The 25,187-nt window shown below is 71.5% G+C and carries 18 protein-coding genes, 1 tRNA gene, 1 pseudogene and 1 riboswitch; of the genes and pseudogenes, 10 read left to right on the top strand and 10 right to left on the bottom strand.

Translation table 11 applies throughout. The features are described from left to right. The first annotated feature begins 40 nt into the window (after positions 1 to 40). From OG242_RS29455 to OG242_RS29465, 3 genes are read left to right on the top strand one after another with little or no spacing between them, the layout of a single operon-like run. Entirely contained in the window at positions 41 to 808 is a 768-nt protein-coding gene (locus OG242_RS29455; RefSeq protein WP_405901038.1) for a (Fe-S)-binding protein, read from the top strand. Further along, positions 805 to 2,343, top strand: a complete 1,539-nt coding sequence (locus OG242_RS29460; protein WP_405901039.1) for a LutB/LldF family L-lactate oxidation iron-sulfur protein — start codon at positions 805 to 807, stop codon at positions 2,341 to 2,343. The genes OG242_RS29455 and OG242_RS29460 overlap by 4 nt, the downstream gene beginning before the upstream one ends. Then, positions 2,340 to 2,972, top strand: a complete 633-nt coding sequence (locus tag OG242_RS29465; protein WP_405901040.1) for a lactate utilization protein C — start codon at positions 2,340 to 2,342, stop codon at positions 2,970 to 2,972. Before OG242_RS29460 ends, OG242_RS29465 begins: the two co-directional genes overlap by 4 nt. Positions 2,973 to 3,029: 57 nt before the next feature. On the opposite strand, the gene OG242_RS29470 is transcribed toward OG242_RS29465, so the two are convergent. Beyond that, the gene (locus tag OG242_RS29470) at positions 3,030 to 4,559 is read right to left on the bottom strand and encodes an amino acid permease (protein WP_405901041.1); all 1,530 of its coding nucleotides are present in this window, start codon (positions 4,557 to 4,559) and stop codon (positions 3,030 to 3,032) included. Between the two features lie 54 nt (positions 4,560 to 4,613). Continuing rightward, positions 4,614 to 5,600 (bottom strand): hypothetical protein, encoded by a 987-nt coding sequence (locus OG242_RS29475; protein WP_405901042.1) that lies wholly within the window; start codon positions 5,598 to 5,600, stop codon positions 4,614 to 4,616. Between the two features lie 330 nt (positions 5,601 to 5,930). Between OG242_RS29475 and OG242_RS29480 the strand changes: the two genes are divergently transcribed. The 3 genes from OG242_RS29480 to OG242_RS29490 are packed head-to-tail and all read left to right on the top strand — an operon-like array spanning position 5,931 to position 10,004. Continuing rightward, a complete protein-coding gene (locus tag OG242_RS29480; RefSeq protein ID WP_405901043.1) occupies positions 5,931 to 7,364 on the top strand; it encodes an FGGY family carbohydrate kinase in 1,434 nt (477 codons plus the stop codon). Between the two features lie 7 nt (positions 7,365 to 7,371). After that, positions 7,372 to 8,796 (top strand): NAD(P)/FAD-dependent oxidoreductase, encoded by a 1,425-nt coding sequence (locus OG242_RS29485; RefSeq protein ID WP_405901044.1) that lies wholly within the window; start codon positions 7,372 to 7,374, stop codon positions 8,794 to 8,796. Next, complete coding sequence (locus OG242_RS29490) at positions 8,793 to 10,004, top strand: NAD(P)/FAD-dependent oxidoreductase (RefSeq protein WP_405901045.1); 1,212 nt, start codon at positions 8,793 to 8,795, stop codon at positions 10,002 to 10,004. The genes OG242_RS29485 and OG242_RS29490 overlap by 4 nt, the downstream gene beginning before the upstream one ends. A gap of 12 nt (positions 10,005 to 10,016) precedes the next feature. On the opposite strand, the gene OG242_RS29495 is transcribed toward OG242_RS29490, so the two are convergent. Beyond that, entirely contained in the window at positions 10,017 to 10,412 is a 396-nt protein-coding gene (locus OG242_RS29495) for a hypothetical protein (protein WP_405901046.1), read from the bottom strand. Between the two features lie 87 nt (positions 10,413 to 10,499). Beyond that, complete coding sequence (locus tag OG242_RS29500) at positions 10,500 to 10,988, bottom strand: DUF309 domain-containing protein (RefSeq protein ID WP_405901047.1); 489 nt, start codon at positions 10,986 to 10,988, stop codon at positions 10,500 to 10,502. Between the two features lie 110 nt (positions 10,989 to 11,098). On the opposite strand from OG242_RS29500, the gene OG242_RS29505 reads away from it, so the two are divergent. The 3 genes from OG242_RS29505 (at position 11,099) to OG242_RS29515 (ending at position 14,789) form a co-directional block, all read left to right on the top strand. Next, complete coding sequence (locus OG242_RS29505) at positions 11,099 to 13,732, top strand: ATP-binding protein (protein WP_405901048.1); 2,634 nt, start codon at positions 11,099 to 11,101, stop codon at positions 13,730 to 13,732. A gap of 50 nt (positions 13,733 to 13,782) precedes the next feature. Next, a tRNA-Pro gene (locus OG242_RS29510) sits at positions 13,783 to 13,856 on the top strand. 78 nt (positions 13,857 to 13,934) lie between these two features. Continuing rightward, on the top strand, positions 13,935 to 14,789 hold the full coding sequence (locus OG242_RS29515) for an alpha/beta fold hydrolase (RefSeq protein ID WP_405901049.1): 855 nt from the start codon (positions 13,935 to 13,937) through the stop codon (positions 14,787 to 14,789). Between the two features lie 126 nt (positions 14,790 to 14,915). On the opposite strand, the gene OG242_RS29520 is transcribed toward OG242_RS29515, so the two are convergent. The 5 genes and pseudogenes from OG242_RS29520 to OG242_RS29540 all read right to left on the bottom strand — a co-directional run bounded on the left by OG242_RS29520 (position 14,916) and on the right by OG242_RS29540 (position 21,960). Next, positions 14,916 to 16,613, bottom strand: coding sequence for an ABC transporter family substrate-binding protein (locus OG242_RS29520; protein ID WP_405901050.1), 1,698 nt, complete (start codon positions 16,611 to 16,613; stop codon positions 14,916 to 14,918). A gap of 25 nt (positions 16,614 to 16,638) precedes the next feature. After that, the gene (locus tag OG242_RS29525) at positions 16,639 to 18,765 is read right to left on the bottom strand and encodes a dipeptide ABC transporter ATP-binding protein (RefSeq protein ID WP_405901051.1); all 2,127 of its coding nucleotides are present in this window, start codon (positions 18,763 to 18,765) and stop codon (positions 16,639 to 16,641) included. Then, positions 18,762 to 19,709 (bottom strand): ABC transporter permease, encoded by a 948-nt coding sequence (locus tag OG242_RS29530; protein WP_405901052.1) that lies wholly within the window; start codon positions 19,707 to 19,709, stop codon positions 18,762 to 18,764. Before OG242_RS29530 ends, OG242_RS29525 begins: the two co-directional genes overlap by 4 nt. A 1-nt stretch (position 19,710) precedes the next feature. Further along, a complete protein-coding gene (locus OG242_RS29535; RefSeq protein ID WP_405901053.1) occupies positions 19,711 to 20,694 on the bottom strand; it encodes an ABC transporter permease in 984 nt (327 codons plus the stop codon). Between the two features lie 361 nt (positions 20,695 to 21,055). Continuing rightward, positions 21,056 to 21,960, bottom strand: a pseudogene (locus tag OG242_RS29540) (aldehyde dehydrogenase family protein). A 122-nt stretch (positions 21,961 to 22,082) separates the two neighbouring features. On the opposite strand from OG242_RS29540, the gene OG242_RS29545 reads away from it, so the two are divergent. Beyond that, positions 22,083 to 23,675: a TROVE domain-containing protein gene (locus OG242_RS29545; protein ID WP_405901054.1), complete on the top strand. Its 1,593-nt coding sequence runs from the start codon at positions 22,083 to 22,085 to the stop codon at positions 23,673 to 23,675. A gap of 6 nt (positions 23,676 to 23,681) precedes the next feature. Here OG242_RS29545 and OG242_RS29550 read toward each other — a convergent pair whose 3' ends face one another. Next, on the bottom strand, positions 23,682 to 25,064 hold the full coding sequence (locus OG242_RS29550; protein WP_405901055.1) for a purine-cytosine permease family protein: 1,383 nt from the start codon (positions 25,062 to 25,064) through the stop codon (positions 23,682 to 23,684). Continuing rightward, positions 25,055 to 25,149, bottom strand: a riboswitch (TPP riboswitch). It overlaps the preceding gene by 10 nt. Positions 25,150 to 25,187 lie beyond the last annotated feature (38 nt).

A 25,187-nucleotide genomic window follows, 5' to 3' on the forward strand; every position in this document is an offset into this window, starting at 1 on the left:
TAGTATGGTCAGACCATAACTTACGAATCGGGGAGGCTCCATGCGTATCGGACTCTTCGCCACCTGTCTGGGAGACACGCTCTTCCCCGAGGCGGTGAAATCCACCGCGGTGCTGCTGGCCCGCCTGGGCCACGACGTGGTGTTCCCGCCGGGTCAGACCTGCTGCGGCCAGATGCACGTCAACACCGGATACCAGCGCGAGCCGGTCCCGCTGGTGCGCAACTTCGCCGAGCAGTTCGGCGACGCCTCCATCGGCGCCGTCGTCATGCCGTCGGGCTCCTGCGCCGGCTCGGTCCGCCACCAGCACGAGATCGTCGCCGAGCGGTACGGGGACGCGGCCCTGCGCGCCGGAGTCGCCACCGTCAAGGCCAAGACGTACGAGCTCTCCGAGCTGCTGGTCGACGTGCTCGACGTGACCGATGTCGGCGCCTACTTCCCGCACCGGGTCACCTACCACCCCACCTGCCACTCGCTGCGCATGCTCCGGGTCGGCGACAAGCCGCTGCGGCTGCTGCGGGCCGTCGACTCGATCGACCTCGTCGAGCTGCCCGAGGCGGACTCCTGCTGCGGCTTCGGCGGCACCTTCGCCGTGAAGAACGCCGAGACCTCGACGGCGATGCTCCAGGACAAGATGCGCAACGTGACCGCCACCGGCGCCGCCGTGTGCACCGCCGGCGACTCGTCCTGCCTGATGCACATCGGCGGCGGGCTCTCCCGCATCAAGGCCGGTACCCGCACCCTGCACCTGGCGCAGGTCCTCTCCTCCACCCGCACCTCGCCGCACGTCCTGACGGAGGCCGCCCGATGAGCGCGACGTTTCTCGGCATGCCCGCGACCCCGCCCCGCTCCCCGTACGGCACGGGAAACCTGCGCGGCGACCGCAAGTTCCCCGCCGCCGCCCACGACGAGCTGCGCAACGAGCAGCTGCGCCGCAACCTCGGCCGCGCCACGCACACCATCCGCGCCAAGCGCCTGCACGTCACCGGCGAACTGCCCGACTGGGAGGAGCTGCGCGACGCCGGATCGGCCATCAAGACCGACACCATGAACCGGCTCCCCGAACTCCTGGAGGAGCTGGAGCGCAACGTCACCGCGCGCGGCGGCACCGTCCACTGGGCGCGTGACGGCGTCGAGGCCAATGAGATCGTCGCCCGGCTGGTCCAGGAGACGGGCAGCGACGAGGTCATCAAGGTCAAGTCGATGGCCACCCAGGAGACCGGGCTCAACGAACACCTCGAATCCCTCGGCATCACCGCGCACGAGACCGACCTCGCCGAGCTCATCGTGCAGCTCGCCCACGACAAGCCCTCGCACATCCTGGTCCCCGCGATCCACCGCAACCGCGACGAGATCCGGGAGATCTTCCTCAAGGAGATCCCCGGCGTCGACCCGTCCCTGGACAACGTCCCCGCGCACCTGGCCGCCGCCGCCCGCGCCTACCTGCGCGAGAAGTTCATGACCACCAAGGTGGCCGTCTCCGGGGCGAACTTCGGCATCGCGGAGACCGGCACCCTCTCCGTCGTCGAGTCCGAGGGCAACGGCCGCATGTGCCTGACCCTCCCCGACACGCTGATCACCGTCATGGGCATCGAGAAGGTCCTCCCGCGCTACCAGGACCTGGAGGTCTTCCTCCAGCTGCTGCCGCGCTCCTCCACGGGCGAGCGCATGAACCCGTACACCTCGATGTGGACCGGCGTCACCCCCGGGGACGGACCGCAGACCTTCCACCTGGTGCTCCTCGACAACGGCCGGACGGCGGCACTCGCCGACCGCATCGGCCGCGAGGCGCTCAACTGCATCCGCTGCTCGGCCTGCCTCAACGTCTGCCCGGTGTACGAGCGGGCCGGCGGCCACGCCTACGGATCGACGTACCCCGGTCCGATCGGGGCCGTGCTCACCCCGCAGCTCGCCGGTATGCACGCCGCCAAGGACGACCCCAACAGCTCGCTGCCGTACGCCTCCAGCCTCTGCGGGGCCTGCTTCGACGCCTGCCCCGTCAAGATCGACATCCCGTCGCTGCTGGTCGAACTGCGCCACCAGTACACCGAGCAGTCCGGCACCACGGCCGAGAAGCTGGCCATGAAGGCGGCCGGCGCGGTGATGAGCCGGCCCAAGGTGTACACGGCCGCGCAGAAGGCGTCACGGCTCGGCCGCGTCCTGGCCCGGGACGGGAAGCTCCCGCCGCTGCCGCCCCCACTGGACGGCTGGAGCGACAGCCGCGACACGCCCGCCCCGCCGAAGCAGACCTTCCGCGCCTGGCTCGCCTCGTCCGAGGGCGCGGCGGCCATGCGCGAGGCGTCCGCCGAGCACACCCGCGACCAGCAGCAGGAGGACGGCAAGTGACGACCGCTCGTGAGACCGTGCTCGGCCGCGTCCGGGACGCGCTCGCCCTCGCACCCGTCGGCGACACCTCCGTGCCGCGCGCCTACCGCACCGGGCGCACCCTCCCCGACGAGGAACGCCTCGCGCTGTTCACCGACCGCCTCGTCGACTACAAGGCGCAGGTCCACCCCTGCACCGCCGACCGGACCGCCGAGGTCGTCGCCGGGGTACTGCGGGAGCGGGGCGCCGCGCGGATCGGCGTGCCGCAGGGGCTCGACCCCACATGGCTGACCGGGTACGACGGCGAGGTGCGGCAGGACTCCGCGGACATCCCGGCGCCGCGCCTGGACGTCCTCGACGGCGTCGTCACCGCCTCCGCCGTCAGCTGCGCGGAGACCGGCACCATCTTCCTGGACGGCTCGCCCGACCAGGGGCGACGGGCGCTCTCCCTGGTGCCCGACCTCCATGTGTGCGTCGTCGACCTGTCGACCGTGGAGGCGGGCGTACCGGAGGCGGTGGCCCGGCTGGTGCCCGAGAGGCCCACCACCCTGATCAGCGGTCCCTCGGCGACCTCCGACATCGAACTCGAACGGGTCGAGGGAGTCCACGGCCCGCGCACCCTCGCGGTCGTCATCCGCACGGACGTGTAGGAGCGCCCGCGGCCCCTCCGGACGACTGTCCGGAGGGGCCGCGGGCCGGTGAAGGAGTCAGACGATGTCCTCCTCGATCCCCGCCTGCTCGCGCGCGTTCCCGTACGCCGACGGCGTGCCGTACGAGCCTCGCGCGACGAACCACCAGACGGTGGCCAGGACCAGCACGGCGACCAGGGCGATCGACGCGTAGTTCATCGAGTCGATGGTCACCGGGGACGACTGCGGCAGCAGGAACAGCACGGTCACGATCGCCACCCACACCACGGCGATCCAGCCGACCGGCTTCGACCAGCGGCCCAGGTGCCACGGCCCGCGCTGGAACCGGCCCCCGGCGCGCAGCTTCAGGAAGATCGGGATCGCGTACGCGGGCGTGATGCCGATGACGTTGATCGCGGTCACCGCGCCGTACGCGGTCGCCGAGTACAGCGACGGCAGGGCGAGCACCCCGGCGACGATCACCGACAGCCACACCGCCGGCACCGGCGTCTGCGTGCGCGCGCTCACCTTCCGCCAGAGCGAGGAGCCGGGCAGCGCGTTGTCCCGGCTGAAGGCGAACACCATCCGGCTGGCGGCGGCGACCTCGGCGTTGCCGCAGAACAGCTGCGCCGCGATCACGATCAGCAGCATCGCCGTGGCGCCCGAGGTGCCCAGCGCGTCGATCAGGATCTGGGCGGGCGGCACACCGGTGGCACTCTTCTGCGTACCCGCGTAGTCCTGGATGGCGAAGGTGAGTCCCGCCAGCAGTACGAATCCGGCCACCCACGACACCCAGATCGCCCGGACGATGCCGCGCGCCGCCGAGACCGAGGCGTTCGAGGTCTCCTCCGACAGGTGGGCGGAGGCGTCGTAACCGCAGAACGTGTACTGGGCGAGCAGCAGCCCGATCGCCGCCACGTACAACGGGTTGTGCCAGCCGGTGTCGTTGACGAACTCGGTGAAGACGAACGAGGGCGACTGGTGGTGCGAGGGCACGATCGCCAGTACGGAGACGATCACCGCGACCCCGGCCAGGTGCCACCACACGCTGATGGAGTTGAGGACGCTGACCAGCCGCACGCCGAACAGGTTGAGCACCGCGTGCAGCAGCAGGATGCAGACGAAGATGATCATCGTCTTGCCCGCGGTGGGCGTGAAGCCCCACTGGAGGTTCATCAGCGCACCGGTGAACAGCGCGGCGCCGTAGTCGATGCCCGCGATGGCGCCGAGCAGCCCGAGCAGATTCAGCCAGCCGGTGTACCAGCCCCACTTCCGGCCGCCCAGCCGGTCCGCCATGTAGTACAGCGCCCCGGACGTCGGATACGCGCTCGTCACCTCGGCGAGCGCCATGCCGACGCACAGCACGAACAGGCCGACCCCGGCCCAGCCCCACAGCATCACGGCCGGCCCGCCCGTCGACATGCCGAACCCGTACAGGGTCATGCACCCGGACAGGATCGAGATGACGGAGAAGCTGATGGCGAAGTTGCCGAACCCGCCCATGCGGCGGGCCAGGACCGGTTGGTAGCCGAGCTCGCGGAGCCGTTGTTCCTCGTCCTTCGGCGCGGGGTTCTCGGCACCCTTCCGGGGCGAGGTGGACACGGACATGGGAGACCTCCTGGGGGTGGACGGGCAACTGAAAGAGAGGGCGGCGGGGCCTGTTCAGCCGGGCTTCGCCGCCAGCGCGCGGGCGCGGGCGCGCACGAACACTTCCTCGGCGCCGCCGGGGTCCTCGGGCCTACGCGAGCGGCAGGCCCAGGGCAACGAGGTGAAGTACGGGCCCAGCTCCCTGAACACCACGGCGGCCTCCGCGAACCGGAGCGCCCCCCACAGGGCGTGCGCCAGGTGGTTGAGGTCGGGCAGGGTGCGGGTGGCGGCGGGGGAGCGGTGGTACCAGATCTCCAGTGCGCGCAGGGCCTCGCGCTCGGCGTCCTCGGTGACCCAGTGCAGGTCGAGGGCCTTGTCGTGGTCGTGCTCCCGGCGGTAGCGCTCGACGCGTACGTACAGCGGGAGCACGTGGAGGGATGAGCCCTCGGGGGCCGTGGACGACGCCCACTGGACGAAGTTGACCGCCCCGGAGAGCACGCTGCCGGCCCTGCGGGCGTACACGAACTGCAGCATCCGGTGGTAGGCCTCGCGGTTGTGCGGGTCGCGCCGGTCGGCCTCGGCCAGCAGCCCCCACGGACCGGGGAACAGCATGGGCCCGGGCGGCGGCATCCGGTGCTCGGCGAGGCGCTGGTCGTCGTCGAGCTGGGACAGGGCCAGCAGGCACACCCAGGGCACCGGGTCGGCCGGTGCGGCGTGGGCCGCCGACCGGCACGCCTCCCACGCCTCCTGCCAGAGCTCCCGGCCGCCGGGGTGCCCCGCGCGGTTGGCCCGGACGGCCCGCTCCACGGCGACCCGGGCGCGCATCACGACGGCGGCGGCGCTGCCGGGCTCCTCGGTCAGCCAGGCCCGGACCGCGTCCGATCCCGCGGCGACCGCGCCGAGCACCTGGGTGCGCTGGGTCCACCGGGCCCAGTCCGGGGTGCGGGCCAGCAGGTCGCGCATGGCGAGCCAGCGGCCGGTGCGTAACTCCTGTAACGCCGCGCGGAGTTCGTTGTCGTGGCCGGCCGGATGATAAACCGGCCGGAATTCACCGTTGGCCATGGACGCGCTCGGTACTGGGTGCTGAATTCATCGATCCTCAGGAATTATTGCGGCGTAGAAACAGTTGAAGCGCGAACCGCTTTTGGGTGTCCGGTTGTTGCTCGGCGGTGAGTGTAGAGCCCTTTGTGCGGAACTCTCGAACGAATCATTGATTCTTCTCAAGTCGGTTGCCGTTGACTCGTGTTGGTGCCATCTCCCCGCCTACGAACGGTTCCGGACATACGGCCGGTGAACGCTTGACGTAGCCGCTGGTCTGCACCACTCTGGGTGGCCGCGACCGAAGATCACGATTCCGTTCAAGCCCCCGGCTTGCGTACCGCTGGAGAACCGATGACAGGCCCGGTGCTGGCAATCGACCAGGGCACATCGGCAACGAAGGCGCTCGTGATCTGCCCCGAACGAGGCGTGATCGGCTCCGGTTCCGCCCCCGTGCGGCTCCGGTACGGCCCCGGCGGAGCCGTCGAGACGGACCCGGCCGAATTACTCGCATCGGTCGTCGAATCCGGGCAGCGGGCCCTGGCCGAATCGGGCGGTACCGTCGACGCCGTGGGGCTCGCCAACCAGGGCGAGACCGTCCTCGCCTGGGACCCGGACACCGGGCGCCCGCTCACCGGGGCGATCGTCTGGCAGGACCGCCGCTCCGCGGGCATCTGCGCGGAACTCGCCGACCACGGGGATGAGCTGAAGCGGATCACCGGCCTTCCGCTCGACCCCTACTTCGCCGCTCCGAAGATGGCCTGGATCCGCCGCGAACGGACCCGGGAAGGCGTCGTCACCACCAGCGACGCCTGGCTCGTCCGCCAACTCACCGGCGCCTTCGTCACGGACGCCGCCACCGCCGGACGCACCCAGCTGCTCGACCTGGACGGCGTCGCCTGGTCACCGGCCGCGCTGGACGTCTACGGCCTCGGCGACGAACGGCTGCCGGCCGTGGTCGACGCGGCCGGCCACTTCGGCACGACGCGCGCGTTCGGCGGCGACCTTCCGCTCACCGGCCTCCTCGTCGACCAGCAGGCCGCCCTGCTCGCCCAGAGCGCCCTGGACCCGTCCGTCGCCAAGTGCACCTACGGGACGGGCGCGTTCCTCCTCGCCGGGACCGGAGCGACGCCGTGCCGGGGCGCCGGCGGACTCGTCAGCTGCGTGGCCTGGCGGTTCGGCGGGCACACCAGCTACTGCCTGGACGGCCAGGTCTACACGGCGGCCTCCGCGGTGCGCTGGCTCACCGACCTCGGGGTGATCTCCGGGGCCGCCGACCTCGACCCCGTCGGCGCCACCGTCCCCGACTCCGGCGGCGTCACCTTCGTCCCCGCGCTCGCGGGCCTCGCCGCCCCCTGGTGGCGCGGCGACCTGCGCGGCTCGGTCACCGGGCTCGGCCTGGACACCTCGGCCGGGCACCTGGTGCGCGCCCTGTGCGAGGGGATCGCCGCCCAGGTGGCCGAGCTCGCCGACGCGGTCGCCACCGACCGCGGCACGCCACTGTCCGTCCTGCGCGTCGACGGCGGTCTCACCCGCTCCACCCTCCTCATGCAGACCCAGGCCGACCTCCTGCAACGCCCCGTCGAGGTGTCCGCGCTGCCCGACGTCACCGCGCTCGGCGTCGGCGCCGTCGCCCGCATGGGCGCCGACCCCGCCCTCCCGCTCGACCGGGCCGTCCCCGACTGGAAGCCGGCCGCCGTCTACGAACCCCGCATCGGCTCCGACCAGGCGGCCGCACGCCTCGGCGCCTTCCGCGCGGACGTGCGCGCGCTGCTGGAGCGGTCGTGAGCGCTACGTGACGACCGCGACGACGCCCACCGTCACCCGCGCCGGACACCCGCTGCCCGACGGCCCGCCGTACGACGTCACGGTCATCGGCGCGGGAGTCGTCGGCACCGCCATCGCCCGCGAACTGGCCCGCCACCCGCTGCGCACCGCCCTCGTCGAGGCCACCGACGACATCGCCAACGGCACATCCAAGGCCAACACCGCGATCCTGCACACCGGCTTCGACGCCGTCCCCGGCACCCTGGAGGCCCGTCTCGTCCGCGAGGGGCAGCGGCTGCTCGCCGGGTACGCCGACCGCACGGGCATCCCCGTCGAACGCGTCGGCGCCCTCCTCGTCGCCTGGGACCGGGAACAACTCGACGCCCTGCCGGCCCTGTTGGCCAAAGCCGAACGCAACGGCTACCACGCGGCCCGGCTGCTGGACGCCGACGAGACCGCCGCGCGCGAACCCCACCTCGGGCCGGGCGCGCTCGGCGCGCTGGAGATCCCCGACGAAGCCGTCATCTGCCCCTGGACCACCCCGCTCGCCTACGCCACCCAGGCGGTCCTGGCCGGGGTCCACCTCCACCTGGACTGCCCCGTCCAGGACCTCGCGTACGCCGACGGCCTGCACACCCTCACCACCGGCCGGGGCACCCTGCGCACCCGCCTGCTGATCAACGCCGCCGGGCTGCACGCCGACGCCGTCGACCGCCTGCTCGGCCCCGACACCTTCACCGTGCGCCCGCGCCGGGGCCAGCTCATCGTCTTCGACAAGCTCGCCCGCGACCTGGTCCACCACATCCTGCTGCCCGTGCCCACCGCCGCCGGCAAGGGCGTCCTGGTGGCGCCGACCGTCTTCGGCAACGTCCTGCTCGGCCCCACCGCAGAGGACATCGACGACAAGGCGGCCACCGAGTCCACCGCGGAAGGCCTTGCCCTGCTCCGGGAGAAGGGACGCCGCGTCCTGCCCCGGCTGCTCGACGAGGAGGTCACCGCCGTCTACGCCGGCCTGCGGGCGGCCACCGGGCAGGAGGACTACCGGATCACGGCCCATCCCGACCGGGGCCTCATCACCGTCGGCGGCATCCGCTCCACCGGGCTCACCGCCTCCATGGCCATCGCCGCATACGTCGTCTCCCTCCTCCCCGACGCCGGACTCGACCCGGGCGTACCCGGTGACCTGGTCCCTCTCACCATGCCGAACCTCGGCGAAACGGACGGCCGGCCGTACCTCGACGCCGAACGGATCGCCCGCGACCCCGCGTACGGCACCGTGATCTGCCACTGCGAACGCGTCACGGAGGGCGAGATCCGCGACGCCTTCACCTCGACGCTCCCGCCCCGTTCGGCCGAAGGCCTCGCCCGCAGGACCCGGGCCGGCAACGGACGCTGTCAGGGCTTCCACTGCGGGGCCGCGCTCCGCGCCCGCATCGAGGAGGCCCGCGCGTGACCCGCCGCGAACGCCGTGTCGACGTCCTGGTCGTCGGGGCCGGACCGGCCGGCCTCGCCGCGGCCGCCGGCCTCGCCGCCGCAGGAGTGCGAGAGGTGGAGGTCCTGGAGCGCGACCAGGAGGCGGGCGGAATCCCACGGCACTGCGCCCACGGCGGATTCGGTACGCGCCGGACCGGCGACCTCAGCGGGCCCGCATACGCGCTGCACTGCGCGGCGGAAGCCGCGGAGGCCGGCGCCACCCTCCGTACCGGCATCACCGTCACCGGCTGGGCGGGACCGCGCACCCTCGACGCCACCGGCCCGGGCGGCCTGGAACGCATCACCGCCCGGGCCGTCGTCCTCGCCACCGGCGCCCGCGAACGCCCCCGCGCCGCCCGGCTCGTCCCCGGCACCCGGCCCACCGGCGTCTACACCACCGGCGAACTCCAGCAGGCGGTCCACCTCCACCACCAGCACGTCGGCACCCGCGCGGTGGTCGTCGGCGACGAGCCGGTCGCCCTCGCCGCGGCCGACACCCTGCGCACCGCCGGAGTCCACCTCGTCGCCCGCCTCACGGAGCACCCGCCCCGCCCCTTCTCCGCCGTACGGCCGGCCGGCGGCGCACCTCTGCTCACCCGTACCACCGTCACCGCGCTCACCGGCCGCCCCCGCCTCACGGGCGTCGGCGTGCGCCACGAGGACGGCCGCACCACCACACTGGCCTGCGACACCGTGGTGTTCACCGCCGACTGGATCCCGGACCACGAGCTCGCCCGGCGCGGCGGCCTGCCGCTGGACCCGGGCACCAAGGGGCCCGCCCACGACCCCGCGTACCGCACCCGGGAGCCCGGGGTCTTCGCCGTCGGGAACCTCCTGCACGGCGGGGAGAGCGCGGCGACCGCCGCGCGCGAGGGCCGGGCCGTCACCCGGCCCGTGCTGCGCCACCTCGCCACCGGCACCTGGCCGGAGGGCGGACCACCGCTCGCGGTCGCGGCGCCGCTGGAATGGATCGCCCCCAACCTCACGGGGCCCGACGGACGCCGATTCCTGCTGCGGACCGGCCGACGGCTGACCGCACCGCTGCTCGTCGTCAGCCAGGACGGGGCTCCGCTGCACCGCCGGCGCCTGGCACGGTCGGTCCCGCCCGGAAGCTCCTTCGCCCTCACCGCCCACTGGCTGGATCGCGTCGACCCGGAGGGCGGCGCGGTGCGCATCCGGGTCGCCTGACCCCCGTACCGCTCAGGGAATCAGCAGCCAGTCCGATCCGATCGCCGCGACCAGCCCGACGGCCAGCAGCCAACTCCCCAGCCGGGTACGTCCGTTCCGGCTCAGCTCGATCACGATCCCGCAGAGGATCAGTGCCAGCCCGTACACCCCGACCACCAGGACCGAGGCGCGGCTCGCCAGCCGCAGCCCGAGCACCACCGCCATCGCCGCCATTCCCACCGAGGAGAGCACGACGCGCAACCGTCTGGCCTGGCGCGGGGTCAGCCGGCGCTCGCCGGTGTCCTCACCCGCCGCGAGGCCGTCGGCGAGGTCGTCCGTCACGTCCTCGGCCTTCGCCTCCGCCGTGTCGTCGGCGGTCTCCTCGGCTATCGGCGCGTCCACGGCCCGGTCCTGGTCAGAAGTGCTCATGACGCCGGATCGTAATGGTTCCACCCGGGCCTGTTCGCCGTTGTCAACCAACACCGTCGAAACCAGGCCGAGTTCGCCGCCCCGGAATCAGCCCGCTCGGAGCCTCGGCGCCTCCGTCGCCGCGTCGACCGGCCCCGCGCCCGTGCCCTCCACCCGCGCCGCCAGCTCGCGCGCCCAGCCGGTCAGCTCCCCGAGCCCCATACCGTGCGCCTCACCCGGCCCGTACGCCTCCAGCGCCGCCGCACCCCGCCGCAGCAGCCGTGCCCCGCCCGTCGCGTTGCCCCGGGCGGCATGGGTCAGGCCCACGGCCAGCTGGGCGAGCCCGCGCCACAACTCCCGCTCCCCGTCCGGGCCCGACTTCCAGGCGTCCTCGAAGACCTCGTGCGCGTGGAACGGCATTCCCGCGTCCAGCAGCCGCTGCGCCTCCCGGACGGTCTCACCGGCGGTGCGCTCGACACCCTCCGGCTGCCGCTCCACCCCCGGGGTCCCGTACGGCAACGGGCGTCCCAGCCCGTCGCGGGGGCGCGCGTTGTGCGCCCGTCCCTCGGTATCCCGGTCCCTGCGTGTCTCGTTCACACCACCGATTGTGCCCCGCACCTGCGGCGAACTGTCCGAACCCCTGTCGGTGCGACCCCGCGCGCGACTAGGCTCAGCCACCATGGTCACCACTTTGGGGGAGGGTAGGCATGAAGCCGTCCCGGCCGCTTTATGAGCGCGAACCGGAACTCGCCACTGCCGCACACGCCATCGACGCGCTCTGCGGGGCGCAGGCCACCGGCGGGCTGCTGATCTACAGCGGCGAGGCAGGCATCGGCAAGACCGCGCTCCTGGAGGAGATCCAGGCCATGGCGGCGGACCGGTGCACGATCTGGTCGGCACGCGGCGGTGAGACGGTCACCTCGGTGCCGTTCCACGTCGTACGGCAGCTGCTGCAGCCCGCACTGAACCAGTTCCCGCCGGACGACGTACGGGCCCTGTTCGGCCCCTGGTTCGACATCGCCGCCCCGGCCCTCGGCCTCGCCGAGCCGTCCGGCCCGCAGCCCGATCCGCAGGGTGTGCGCGACGGCCTCGACTACGTCGTGAAACGGCTGGCCTCCCGGCTGAGCCACCGCCCGCTGCTCCTCGTCATCGACGACGCCCACTGGGCGGACGGCGAATCCCTGGCCTGGCTCTCCTCGTTCACCGCCCGCCTCGGCGACCTGCGCGTCCTCGTCGTCCAGGCGCACCGCCCCGAGGAACTCGCCGCCCGGGAGGCCGCGCGCAACGCGGCGGGCGGCCACCCCGCGCAGATCCGCGTCGCCCTGCGCGCCCTCACCCCGGACGCCACCGCCGAGCTGGTCCGCGCCACCCTCGGGGAGCACGCCGACGACCCGTTCTGCCGCGAGGTCTGGGCGGTCACCGGCGGCAACCCGTACGAGGCGGTCGAGCTCGTCGCCAAGGTCCAGGACAAGGAACTGGTCCCGCTGGAGGAGTCCGCCGGGCTCCTGCGCGAACTCGGCGCCTCGGCCCGGGGCAGCGGTCTCGTCGCCCGCCTCGAACGGCTCGGCACCAACGCCAACCGGTTCGCCTGGGCGGCCGCCGTCCTCGGCACCGACATCTCCCAGGACCTCGCCGCGAGGCTCGCCGGGATGAGCTCCGCCGAGGCGGCGGACTGCACCGCCCGGCTGCGCGAGGCCCGTATCGTCAGCGGCTTCGACCCGCTGGAGTTCGTGCACCCGCTGATCGCCTCCGCCATCTACCGCTCGATCCCGCCGGCCACCCGCACCGCCATGCACGGGCGGGCCGCCTGGGCGATCACCGAGGCCGGTCTCGGCCCCGCCGCGGCCTCCCGCCACCTGCTCGAAGTCCACCCGGACGACGACCAGGAACTCGTCACGCAGCTGCGGGCCGCCGCAAATCAGCACCTCGCCGTCGGCGCCCCCGAGGCCGCCCGGCGCTGCCTGGAGCGCGCGCTCGACGAGCCGCCGCGCCACGACGTGCGCGCCACCCTGCTGTACGAGCTGGGCTGCGCGACGCTCCTGAGCTCCCCGGCCACCACCGTGCAGCACCTGCGGGCCGCCCTGGACATGCCCGGCCTCGCCGACGACCTGCGGGTCGACGCCACGTTCCGGCTCGCCGCCGCGCTGTCCCACAACAACCAGCTCAAGGAAGCGGCCCTGGCCCTCGCGGCCGAGGCCGAGCGCACGGCGCCCGGACCCGGCCTGATGCGCCTGCAGGCCGCCCACTTCCTCTGGGAGGGCATGCAGGCCACCGAGGAGGACGGACCGGGCCGCTCGCGCCGGCTCGCCGCCAACGCCGACCACCTCACCGGCCGGGACAACGCCGAACGCGCCCTCCTCACCCTGCGCGCCTTCGACGCCATGCTGCGCGGCGAGAACGCCGAAATCGTCGTCGACTTCTGCGAGCGGGCCCTCGCCGACGGCCACCCCGCACGCGGACTCGGCTGGACCGATTCCGAGTGGGGCTTCGAGCTCCCCGCCATGGTCGGGATCACCTACGCCTTCACGGACCGGCTCGACCGCGCCGAGGAGCTCTTCGGCGAGGCGGTCCGGGCCTTCGAGATCTCCGGCTGGAGCGGCGCCCACCTGGCCTTCGCGCACACCCTGCTCGGCCTGGTCCACCGCCGCCGCGGCCGGCTCGCCGAGGCGGAGGGCTTCCTGCGCGAGGGACTGCGCCTCGCGGACCGCGTCGGCAGCGGACTCCCCGTCCACTGGGACGCGGCCTGCCTGCTCATCGACACCCTGCTGGCCCGGGGCCGGGTCCCCGAGGCCCGCAAGGTCGCCGACCAGTACGACTTCGGTCTGCCGTACCCGAGCGCCATGGTGCTGCCGGACGCGCCGTGCGTCCGTGGCCGCCTGCTCCTGGCCGAAGGCCGTACGAAGGAAGCGGTGACCGAGCTGGAGGCCGCCGGGCGGTCCCTGGAACCGCGCGGCCGGTTCAACGGCATCTGGGGCCCCTGGGCCGGCGACCTGGCACGCGCCCTGGCCGACGAGGACCCGGGCCGCGCCGCCCAGCTCGCCAACACCGCCCGGGTCCACGCGGAGCGGTTCGGCACGGAGACCGCCATCGGCGAGGCCCTGCGCTGCGTGGCCCTCTTCGCCCGCCCGGAGGAGGCCGTGCACCTCCTGGGCGAGGCGGTCCGCCACCTGGAGGCGTCGCCCTCCGGATACGAGTTCGCCCAGGCGCTCGTCGACCACGGCATCGCCACCCGCTCGCCCCGCGAACTGGCCCGCGCCCACAAACTGGCCACGGCCTGCGGCGCCGAAGGACTGGCCGCCCGCGCCCAGCAGGCACGCGCGTCGATCCGGTCCACCGAGTGAGGTAATGTTTGCCCTGCAGCCGCCACCCGGCCCGACCGGGGAAGTGGCAGCGGGACGTGGCGCAGCTTGGTAGCGCACTTGACTGGGGGTCAAGGGGTCGCAGGTTCAAATCCTGTCGTCCCGACTTTGTGAAGTCGCGATTCAGGGCCGGTTTCGGAATCATCCGAAACCGGCCCTTGATCATTCTCGGGAGGTATCCGAAATGACCGGCGGGACGATCACGGTGGAGACGGCCGGCGGCCGGATCGACGTACGACGCGTCGGACAGGGCAGAACGGTCCTGTTCGTACACGGCCTGATGGTCAACGGACACGTGTGGGACCCGCTGATCGCGGGACTGCGCGACCGGTGCCACATGGTGCTCCCCGACCTGCCCTTGGGCGGGCACCGTATCCCCCTGGCCCCGAACGCCGACTGCTCCCTGGAGGCGCACGCGGCGCGTGTTCTGGACATCGCGCGGCAGCTCCCCGGGCCCATCGTGCTGGTGGGGAACGACACAGGTGGGGCGATCGCCCAGATCGCCGTGGCGCGGGAACCGGAACTCTTCGAGCGCCTGGTGCTCCTGCCCTCGGACGCCTTCGACAACTGCCCCCCGAAACTCCTCGTCCCCATGCGCGCGCTGCTCGGGATCCCGGGCGCCGTCGGCGTGGTGGGGCGGATGCTGAGGCTGGGCCTCGCCAAGCGGGCGCTGATGGCACTGGTGGCACGCAGCAAGGTCCCGACGGACCGGATCGACGAGATGCTGGGTGAACTGCCGGGCAACCGCGGTGTGCAGCGGGATTTCGTCAAGCTGCTGGACGGATTGCGGCCGGCGGTCACCTCGGCGGTGGCGGAGGAACTGCACCGGTTCGAAGGGCCCGTCCTTATCGTCTGGTCGCGGAAGGACCCCCTTTTCCCGTTCGGGCACGCGGAGAAGCTGGCCGGCTGCTTTTCCCGTAGCACGGTCGCCATCGCCGAGAAATCGCGTGCCTTCGTCTCGCTCGACGAGCCGGACTGGCTCACCGAGCGGCTCGTCGAATTCATCGGCGGCGGCGGGCCGTCGCCGGATGCCGTGTAGAGCGCCCCGCACGGACACGAAGCCGCCCGGCAGGCCGGGTGCGGCTTGCCGGGCGGCTTCGTGTGTACGGCTGGTGGGACCGGGCCCCCGGGGTTCCGCGTCAGTGCCGCGGAACCCCGGAAGGGATTACTTCTGCCAGCCGATGAGCTCGGGGGCGCCCATGTTGCCGTAGTTGCCGTAGAACTGGGCGGCGCCGAAGTTGGCGAGGCCCTTCTTGACGGCCCAGATGGTGGGGCCGTTGTGGAGCGGCATGATGCCGTAGGTCTCCATGGCCTTCTTCTCGACGATGTTGCCGGCCTTGATCTGCTCGTCCAGGGTCGGCAGGTTGGTGACGGCCTTGGTCTCCTCGTCCATGCTCTTCGGGACCGAGCGCGAGACGTTCAGCGTCGAGTCGGAGCAGTACATCTGGCAGATGTAGAGCATGCCGTTCGGGTCGCTGGAGATGAAGCCCATGCCGAAGATGTCGAAGGCGCGCTTGGTGAACACCTTGTTGAAGTCGGCGGACGGGTGCGCCTCGATGTTCACCTTGACGCCGATGTTCTTCATCATCTGGGCGATGGCGGTGGCACGGGCCTTGACGGTGGAGCTGTCACCGATGGTCGGGAAGCTCAGCTCCAGCTTCTTGCCGTCCTTGGCGCGGATACCGTCCGAGCCGGCCTTCCAGCCGGCGGCGTCCAGTTCCTTCTTCGCGTTCTCGGCGTTGAACTTCACCAGGTCACCGAAGGTGTCCTGGTAACCCTTCTGGAACGGGAAGAGGGTGAAGGAGCCGGGCAGGGGCTCGGTGTAGCCCATCCCCTGGAAGGTGATCTTAGCGAGCTGGGAGCGGTCGATGCCCTCCATGACGGCCTTGCGCACCGCCACGTCCTTGAACTGCGGCGAGGTGCTGTTGAAGACCAGGAGGTTGTTCGAGGTGGTCGTGCCGCGGCGCAGCTCGGTGCCCTTCACGCCCTTCACCTGGTTGAGCTCCTCGGCGTTGGCCGCCGAGACGCCGTCGATCTGACCGTTCTTGAACGCGTTGATGCTGGCGCTCGACTCCATCTGGACGAAGGTGAGCTCGTCCAGGTGCGCCTTCTCGCCCCACCACTTGGGGTTGGGCTTGTAGGTGACGGTGCCACCCTTGGCGTCGAACTTGGCGATGGTGTACGGGCCGGCGCCCCACTCCGGGTGCGGCTTGCTCACGTACGCCTTGTTGAAGTCCGCGGGCTTGGCGATGTGCGGGTTGACGAGCGCGTAGAAGAGGGACTTCCAGTAGACGAACGTGCCCTTGTAGGTGACGATCGCCTGCCTGGCGTCCTTGCCCTGCTTCACCGAGGTGATGCTGGAGTACCCGTCGGTCGAGCCGACGTTGTACTCCTTGTTCTTCCCGTTCTGCGCGGTCCAGGTGTCACGGAAGGACGTCCAGTCGATGTCCTTGCCGTCGTTCCACTTGGCCTTCGGGTTGATGGTGTACGTGACCTGGGTGTTGCCACCCACCGTCTCCTGCTTGACGTCGGTCAGGTAGTCCTTGTTGAAGGTGATGTTGCCCTTCGGGTCGTTGAAGGACAGCTGCGGCATGTAGAACCAGGCGATCTTCGACGTGTAGAGCGACCCGTCACCGTTCAGCGCGTTGAGCTGGTCGGGGATTTCCACGATGGGGAGCGTCAGCTTGCCGCCCTGCTTCAGGTTGCTCGCAGGCTGGGGGTTGTACGAGGTCAGGACGTCCTTCTCCGAGGTGGCGCCCTTCGACTTCGGCTCCTTGGAGTCGTTGGAGTCGCTGCTGCACCCGGTGAGGACGAGAGACGAGGCGGCGGCGAGCGCCACCAGGCTCAGAGAGATCTTTCTCATGACGGCCTTGGCCTTTCTGACTGGGTTAGTTGTCGACAGACGTGGTCGTGCCCGCGAAATGGCATGCGTCGCGGTGGTCCGGGTCGCCCCTGTCGGTGAGCAGGGGGGTGACCCCGCGACACCGTTCCTTCTGGGGCTCCGACAGCGTGGTGTGGAGTGGGCACCTGGAGACGAACCGGCAGCCCGGCGTCTCGTCGGTGGGGCTGGGAAGGTCGCCCTCCAGGAGGACGCGCTCCCGGGTGCGCTCCGCCACCGGATCGGGCAGCGGGATCGCGGAGAGGAGTGCCTTGGTGTACGGGTGCCTGGGGTTGTCGAAGACGGCGTCGGTGTCGCCGATCTCGACGATCCGGCCCAGGTACATCACCGCCACCCTGTCGGAGATGTGGCACACCACCGACAGGTCGTGGGCGACGAAGAGGTAGGACAGACCCAGCTCGGACTTGAGGTCGTTGAGCAGGTTGATGACACCCGCCTGCACCGACACGTCGAGCGCCGAGACCGGCTCGTCGAGCACCAGCAGCTGGGGCTTGGTGGAGAGCGCCCGCGCGATGCCGATGCGCTGCCGCTGCCCGCCGGAGAAGGCCGAGGGGAAGCGGTCACGGTGCTCGGGGTCGAGCCCCACCAGCTCCATGAGCTCGGCGACCTTGGTACTGAGCACCTTCTTGTCGCGCTCGCCCGCCGCGCGCAGCGGCTCCGCCAGAATGTCGAAGATCGTCATGCGGGGGTCCAGCGCGCCCATGGGGTCCTGGAACACCATCTGCATGTCGCGGCGGACGGCGTTGATGTCCTGCTTCCGCTTCAGGCCGGCCGTGTCCTGGCCGCAGACCGAGATGCTGCCCTGCTCCGGCGGCTTCAGCCCCATGATCTCCAGCAGGGTGGTGGTCTTCCCGCACCCCGACTCGCCGACCAGGCCGAGCGTCTCGCCCTCACGGATGTCCAGGTCGATGCCGTTGACGGCGAAGACCGTGCCCACCTTGCGCTTGAGCAGGCCGCCCTTGGTCAGCGGGAAGGTCTTGGTGACCCCGGAGAGCTCCAGGACCTTCGGCCGGTCCTCACGGGGGACCTCCGCGGCGCGGTCCTCGCGCGCGGCCGGGACGGGGAAGATCGGCTCGCCGCCGATGGCGCCGTCCTCGATCTCCTCGGCCCGCCGGCAGGCGGCGGAGTGCGCGGCACTGGTGCCGGCCCCGCCGATGGTCAGCAGTGGCGGCTCGGCCTCCCGGCAGGCGTCCTCGACCGCGGGGCAGCGCGCCGCGAAGGGACAGGCGTCGGGCAGGTTCACCAGCAGCGGCGGGGTCCCCGGGACCGGGGTCAGGGCCTCCCGGTCGCGGTCGTCCAGGCGGGGGATCGCGCCCATCAGACCGATGGTGTACGGCATCCGGGGCTGCGCGAACAGCTCGTCCACCCCGGCGTGCTCGACCGGGCGTCCGGCGTACATCACCATGACGTCGTCGGCGGAGCCGGCCACCACCCCGAGGTCGTGGGTGATCATGATGACCGCGGCGCCGGTCTCCCGCTGGGCCGTCTTGAGGACGTCCAGGATCTGCGCCTGCACGGTGACGTCCAGGGCGGTCGTCGGCTCGTCGGCGATGATCAGGTCGGGGTCGTTCGCGATGGCCATGGCGATCACGGCCCGCTGCCGCATACCGCCCGAGAACTCGTGCGGGAAGCCCTTGGCCCGGCGGTCCGGGTTGGGGATGCCGACCAGGTCCAGGAGCTCGACGGCCCGCTTCCAAGCGACCGCGGACGAGATGTCCTGGTGGATCTGGAGGGACTCGACGATCTGGGCACCGATGCTGAAGATCGGGGTGAGCGACGAGAGCGGGTCCTGGAAGATCATGCCGATCTGCTGTCCGCGGACCTTGGACATCCGGCGGTCGTCCAGGTCGAGGAGGTTCTTCCCGTCGAGCAGGATCTCGCCGGTGACCGACGCGTACTCGGGAAGCAGCCCCATGACGGCCATCGACGTGACGGACTTGCCGGAACCCGACTCGCCCACGATGCCGAGGGTCTTGCCGCGGTGCAGGTCGAAGGAGACACCGCGTACGGCGTCCACCCGGCCGGCCTCCGAGGGGAAGGCGACCTTCAGGTCACGCACGGACAGCAGGGCCCGCTGCGTGCCGGGCTCGGTAGTGACTGCGCGCTGCTCGATCATGCGCGGCCTCCAGACTGCGATGTGGGGTCCAGGGCGTCGCGCAGACCGTCACCGACGAGGGCCATGGCCACGGTGAGCAGGACCACCAGGGCCGCCGGCATGTAGAACAGCCACGGAGCGGTGGACAGGGTGTTCTGCCCGTCGGCCAGCATGGAACCGAGGGACACGTCGGGCTGCTTGACGCCGAACCCGATGAAGGAGAGTGCCGTCTCGGACTGCACGGTCGAGGCGACACCGAGGGTGAACGTCACGATCAGCAGGGAGCCGATGTTGGGCACCAGGTGGCGGACGATGGTCCGGAACGCGCTGACGCCCATGAAACGGGCCGCCATCACGTACTCGCGCTCCCGCAGGGACGTGGCCAGGGACCAGATCACCCGGGCGGTCAGCATCCAGCCGAACAGCGTGAGCACCACGACCAGGACCTGCCACTCACCGCGGTAGTGCGTACCGACCAGCGCGATGATGAGGAACGAGGGCAGGATGAGCAGGAAGTGGACGAAACCGAGCATCGCCCGCTCGATCTTGCCGCCGAAGTAGGCGGCGGTGGTGCCGAACAGGCCGGCGATGGCGGTCGTCATGAGCGACACCGTCACGGCGATGATCAGCGACCTGCCGAGGCCGTGCACGAGCTGGGCGTAGACGTCGTTGCCCGCGCTGTTGGTGCCCAGGAGGTGGCCGCCGACCCCGGGGGCCACGGAAAGAGCGGCGAAGTCCGCCTCCTCGTAGTTCCAGTGGGTCAGGTACCGGCCGAACACGGAGAAGAGCACCAGCAGGACGAACAGGATCATCCCGCCGAGCGCGGGCCTGTTGCGCGCGAAGCGGCGCACGTAGAGCTTCGTCGGGGACAGGCGCTTGCCGCCGGACGCGCCGGGCTCCAGGACTTCGGCGGTCTCCGGGGCCTCCTCGGAGGCGGTTCCGGCGCCGGGCATGTTGAGGGCCACGTCAGCTCACCCTGATCCTGGGGTCGAGGGCCACGACGACGAGGTCGGCCAGGATCGCGCCGATGGCCGTCATGAGGGCGCCGAAGGCCGCGACGGCGACGGCACCGTGCACATCGTTCGTGCTGATGGTCTTGGTGAAGTACTCACCCATGCCGTGCCACGCGAAGACCGTTTCCGTGATGACCGCGCCGGTGAAGAGGGCGGGCATCGCGAAGGCGACCTGGGTGGCGACGGGAATGATCGAAGTCCGCAGTCCGTGCCGGTAGATGGCCTGTTGCCGGGTCAGCCCCTTGGACCGTGCGGTGCGCACGTAATCGGAGTTGATGTTGTCCAGCAGGAGTGAACGCTGCAACAGGTGGTACCCGGCGTAGGAAATGAACGTCAGCGAAATCGTGGGCAGGATCGCGTGCATCACTCTCGACCCCAGGACCGGCCAGAAACCGGCGACTTCGGGGCTCTGCGCTCCGGCGACGGGCAGCAGCGTGTCGCCGAGGGACTGGTTGAGCCAGATGGCCGCGAGGACCACGCCGAGCGAGGCCACGGCGGAGGGCGTGTTGAAGGAGATCACGGAGATTCCCTGCCACACCCGGTCGCCGGCCTTGTACTGGCGCGAGGCGGTGTACACACCCAGCCCGACGCCGATGATGATGGACAGGATCGTCGATGCGATGACCAGCTGACCGCTGACGAAGATCCGGTAGGCGACCTGTTCGTTGACACTGCCCCCGGTCGGCGACTGACCCCAGTCGAAATGGGTCACGATCCCGGAAATCCAGTCCCACCACCGATCCAGGATCGGTTTGTCTGGATTGAGATTGAATTGCGCCAGTGATCGGTTGATCTGGGCTGGAGTTCGAGGCGGTCGCAACGCGGTGTAGTTCGACGCAGGCTTAAGGAATGCATTAGCGAGGAAGTACGTCAGGTTGGTTGCGACTGCGATCATCAAAAACCAGCCGACTGCTTTGCGGGCGATATAACGCAGCACTGTGAGCCGGCCTTTCTTGAAAATTGGGCCCGCAGATCCGGTGAGTGACTGGACGCTTGGCCGCGTTGACCGGGCACCGGGTTACGAGCGCTCGGACAGGACGTGCGGACTCTCGAGGTCAAAAAATGATTGGCGCGAAGACGTTCCGATGAGGGAGTCTGCTGTGTGCTGACGGTGCTGCACGGGTACGTGGGGCGGGAGTGAGCAGTGCGCCGGGCATGAAGCGACAACCTTGCGTCGGAATGAGCCGATTCGTGGCGGCTGCCCGATTCGACAGCGCCTGTGCTGACGATTCCAACTGCCCGTGATCACGTCAAGGCTGGTCAGGTCGCGATACGGTTAAGCCGAAGCCGCATATCGGTCATTCGGTACGTAAATTCTCAACGCCGTGGTGAACGCGCGAAGAACGGCGACGCATCAAGCCGCCATAAGGCGCATAAGTCGCCTTCCTTGTACATGCTCCCCTTTCGGGCTTCCTGCCCGGGTCTTCGGTGCTCCTGCGGAGCCGCCCGCCTGCCGGGCGTGCCGCGCTCGTGATGTGCCGTCGCATCGCCTCTGCCGCCTCCCCGGCCCTGGCGAGGGCGTCCCCGGTGGAGCCCGGCCCGGTGACGACGGTGAGCAGCCTGGCGCGGGCGGGCACGGCCGCGTCGAACAGCCGGGCCGGCAGGAGTCCGGTGCCCGGGGTCGGTCCGGAGGGCTTGAAGACCACCGCGTTCTCGGCCGCCAGGGCGTAGCCGAGGGAGGGTAGTTGCAGGGGCCGACGACCCCGATCACGCCGAGCGGCCGGTGCACCAGTGACGCCCGCTGGTGGACGGTGAAGAGGACCGGTGCCCGCCTTCCGGCGGCGCAGCACGCGTTCCGCGTTGCGGGCGGCCCAGGCCAGGTGCTCCAGCGTGAGCACCATGTGCGACGCTGCGCCGCCGGCCGGTTTCCCGGTCTCCTCCGAGATGGTCCGGGCCCCGCGTCCAACTCGGTCGCGGTGGCCTTCTTCCAGCGCAGCAGATGGTCGGGGCGCCGGGAGGCGGGCAGCGCGGCCCATCCCTTCTGAGCCTCCCGTGCGCGGGCGACGGCCCGGGAGATCTGTTCCGGCCCGTCCACCGGGTGCTCGGCGATGCGCTCGCCGGTTTCATCTGGGTCAATAGTGCCAAAAGAGACGGCAGTCGGGGTGCGCCGTAATTCGGTGGCGCACCCGGCGGAGGCTCTTGTACGTTGTCGTCGCGCCCGCGCCCGGCGATGCGCCCGGCTGCGGCTACTTCCTTCTGACACTCCAAGTGATGCCGCCGCCCTTTCCCTTGATCTCGCCGGGCGCGGGCGCGTCCAGAACTCTTTGAATCCGGGGGGATTCCCTGCCTCGTCACTCCCGACGCGTCTCCAAGGTCTGGTCCGAGATGCTGGTGGCCCCGCATGTCTCGGCCGCCGCCCGCCACCTCGCCGCCACCCGGCCCGTGCCCGGCTCGACCGCGCGCAACCTCCATACCTACGAGGGCGGCCCGGCCCACGTGCGGGAGCCCCGCGAGGAACTCTTCCTCCTTGCCGTCGGCAACTTCGTCTCCCAGGAGACCTTCTACGAGAGCGGCGCGTTCCGCGACGACCGGTACACCGCCCTCGTCGCCCGCCTCGCCGTCGAGCACCCCGCGTGGACGGCCGGGTTGCTGCGCTGGCTGCGCGGCGAGGGCAACATGCGCACCGCGTCCCTGGTCGGCGCCGCCGCGTACGTACGCGCACGGCTCGCGGCCGGGACCTGCGACGGGCCCTCCAACCGGTCCGTCGTCGACTCGGTGCTCCAACGCGCCGACGAGGCCGGCGAACTGCTCGCGCACTGGATCGCGACGTACGGGCGCAAGGTCCCGCAGCCCGTGAAGCGGGGCGTCGCCGACGCCGTACGCAGGCTCTACACGTCCCGGTCCCTGCTGAAGTACGACACCGCGTCCAGGGACTTCCGCTTCGGTGACGTGCTCAACCTGGTGCACGCGTCGCCCGACCCGGCCAAGCCCTGGCAGGGCGAGCTCTTCCGGTACGCCCTCGACCGCCGCCACCACCCGGAGCGGGCCGAGGCCCCGGCCGGCGAGCGGCTGCTCACCGCCCACCGGGCGCTCCTGGACACCCCGGCGGGCGAGCGGCGGGCCCTGATCACGGGGCCCGGCGGCGCGGACCGGCTCGCCGAGGCCGGCATGACCTGGGAGTCCGTGGCGGGCTGGCTGCACGGGCCGATGGACGCTGCCGTCTGGGAGGCGCTGATCCCCGTCATGGGGCCCATGGCGCTCCTGCGGAACCTGCGCAACTTCGACGAGGCCCGCATCACGGACGCGGTCGCGGACCGGGTCGCCGCACGCATCGCGGACCCCGAAGAGGTGGCCCGCTCCCGGCAGTTCCCGTTCCGCTACCTCGCCGCCCACCGGCACGCCGCACCGCGCTGGGCCGCCGCGCTGGAAGCGGCACTCGGCCACTGCCTGGCCAACGTGCCCGCCCTGCCCGGCCGGACGCTGGTCCTGGTCGACCGGTCCGACTCGATGTTCTTCGACACCGTCTCCGAACGGTCCACGCTCAGCCGGGCCGACGCGGCCGCCGTGTTCGGCACCGCGCTCGCCCTGCGTGCCGAGCAGGCGGACCTGGTGGAGTTCGGCTGGCGCAGCGCACCGGTCCCGTACGCACCCGGCGAACCGGTCCTGGACGTGCTGGAACGGTTCCACCGGCTCGGCGGCACCGACACCACGAAGGCGCTGCGCACCCACTACCTGGACCACGACCGGGTGCTGCTCGTCACCGACGAACAGGCCCTGCCCTACGGCCCCCGGGGGTCCGACCCGGTGCCGCGCAAGGTCCCGGTCCACACCTGGAACCTCGCCGGGTACCGGCCGGCCAACGGTCCCACGGGCCCGAACCGGCACACCTTCGGCGGGCTCACCGACGCGGCGTTCCGGATGGCCGGCCTCATCGAGAACGGCCGCCGGGCGGTCTGGCCGTGGACCGTCGAGGAGTGAGCCCGGTCAGGGGCGCCGGCGCATCCGCAGCGGGGCGTACACCACGAGGGCCACGAGGAACGCCACTCCGTACGCCAGGTCCGCGCCGTGCAGCGCCTCGGCCACCGGGCCCACGTACAGGCCGGTGCTCATGAACGGCACCGCCGCCGCGAAGGCCGCGGCGAACGCGGCGAGCGCCGGCCACCACGGGCGCGGCCGGGCGTGCTCGGCGGCGAGGTCGACGGGGGCGCCGCGCCGGTCCCTCGCCCGCACCAGCCAGTCCACGGACACGATCGCCACGAAGCCGGGGATCCAGTAGCCGACGAGGAGCAGCACGTTCTGGAAGCGGGCCGTGGTGTCCGCCGCGTGCATCCACAGCACCAGCGGGAAGCCGAGGGCGGCGGCGAGCGCCGCGGCGACCGGGCGCGGCACACGTACACCCATCGTCTGCAACGCCAGCGAACCGCTGTAGTCGTTCATCGCGTTGCTGCACAGCGCGGCCAGCGCGACCGCGAGCAGCCCGAACGCCCCGAGCGCGCCGCCGCCCAGCAGCGTGTCGACGCCGCGCGCGGTCTGGTCCGTGAAGACCGAGGCGCCCCACAGCCCGATCGTCTGGACCGCCACGAAGGAGGCGCTGATCCCGCCCAGCGTGCACCAGAACATCCGCGGCCGGGACGTCTCGCGCGGCAGATAGCGGCTGAAGTCACTGGCGTAGGGGGCCCAGGACAGCGCCAGACTCAGGGCGATGGTGCAGGTCAGGACGAAGGCGCCGGCCCGGTCCGCGCCGTGCACGGACCCGCTGGTCACCGGGTCGACACCGTTCAGGAGCTTGGTCGCGAGGACCGCGAAGGCGGCGGCGAGCGCGAAGGTCATGACGGTCTGGAGCCGGTGGATCACCTCGTAGCCCAGCACGCCCAGCGCACCCTGCGCGGCCATCATGACCAGGACGCCCAGCCAGAACGGCCAGCCGCACAACTGCGCCAGCGCGTCCCCGCCGAACAGACCGATCAGCGCGTCCCACGCGATCGAGGACAGCCACTGGAGCGCGCCCGGCAGCACCACACCAGGCCCGAACGCCAGCCGTGCGAGCGGCAGTTGCCCGGCCCCGGTCCGGCTGCCCCAGGTGCCGAGATACGCGGTGGGCGCGGCGCCGACGAGGGTGCCGAGCACGACGGCGGCGAGGGCGGTGCCGAAGTCCAGGCCCAGCGCGATGCCGACGGTGCCGGTGAAGACGCCGGTCATGGTCAGGTTGGGCGCGAACCAGACGGTGAACAGCCGCCCGGGGCCGCCGTAGCGCCGGTCCTCGGGGACCGGGGCTATCCCGTGCGCCTCGACGCGCAGATCGCCGGGCGCGGTGGGCATGCGCCCGCCGAAAGCGGCGCGCTCGTCCCGGGCATGCGACAACGACATGAAGACATCCCTCCGCCAGTGCTAACTGGTTCAGGTTCGACGGGTGTGATCTCAGCCCTGTCGCAGGGCACCCCGTGTCCGGTGTGGCGGCCAGGATAGCCGGAGGGATGTGCGGGTCCGAGC

This window comes from Streptomyces sp. NBC_00727 (assembly GCF_045161745.1).
Classification (GTDB): Bacteria; Actinomycetota; Actinomycetes; order Streptomycetales; family Streptomycetaceae; genus Streptomyces.

Coding starts and splice junctions, on each gene's coding strand:
- OG242_RS29475 (WP_405901042.1), bottom strand. CDS start 5,600: ATGGCCAACGGTGAATTCCGGCCGGTTTATCATCCGGCCGGCCACGAC.
- OG242_RS29550 (WP_405901055.1), bottom strand. CDS start 25,064: ATGTCGTTGTCGCATGCCCGGGACGAGCGCGCCGCTTTCGGCGGGCGC.
- OG242_RS29495 (WP_405901046.1), bottom strand. CDS start 10,412: ATGAGCACTTCTGACCAGGACCGGGCCGTGGACGCGCCGATAGCCGAG.
- OG242_RS29480 (WP_405901043.1), top strand. CDS start 5,931: ATGACAGGCCCGGTGCTGGCAATCGACCAGGGCACATCGGCAACGAAG.
- OG242_RS29520 (WP_405901050.1), bottom strand. CDS start 16,613: ATGAGAAAGATCTCTCTGAGCCTGGTGGCGCTCGCCGCCGCCTCGTCT.
- OG242_RS29455 (WP_405901038.1), top strand. CDS start 41: ATGCGTATCGGACTCTTCGCCACCTGTCTGGGAGACACGCTCTTCCCC.
- OG242_RS29470 (WP_405901041.1), bottom strand. CDS start 4,559: ATGTCCGTGTCCACCTCGCCCCGGAAGGGTGCCGAGAACCCCGCGCCG.
- OG242_RS29525 (WP_405901051.1), bottom strand. CDS start 18,765: ATGATCGAGCAGCGCGCAGTCACTACCGAGCCCGGCACGCAGCGGGCC.
- OG242_RS29460 (WP_405901039.1), top strand. CDS start 805: ATGAGCGCGACGTTTCTCGGCATGCCCGCGACCCCGCCCCGCTCCCCG.
- OG242_RS29505 (WP_405901048.1), top strand. CDS start 11,099: ATGAAGCCGTCCCGGCCGCTTTATGAGCGCGAACCGGAACTCGCCACT.
- OG242_RS29545 (WP_405901054.1), top strand. CDS start 22,083: ATGCTGGTGGCCCCGCATGTCTCGGCCGCCGCCCGCCACCTCGCCGCC.
- OG242_RS29515 (WP_405901049.1), top strand. CDS start 13,935: ATGACCGGCGGGACGATCACGGTGGAGACGGCCGGCGGCCGGATCGAC.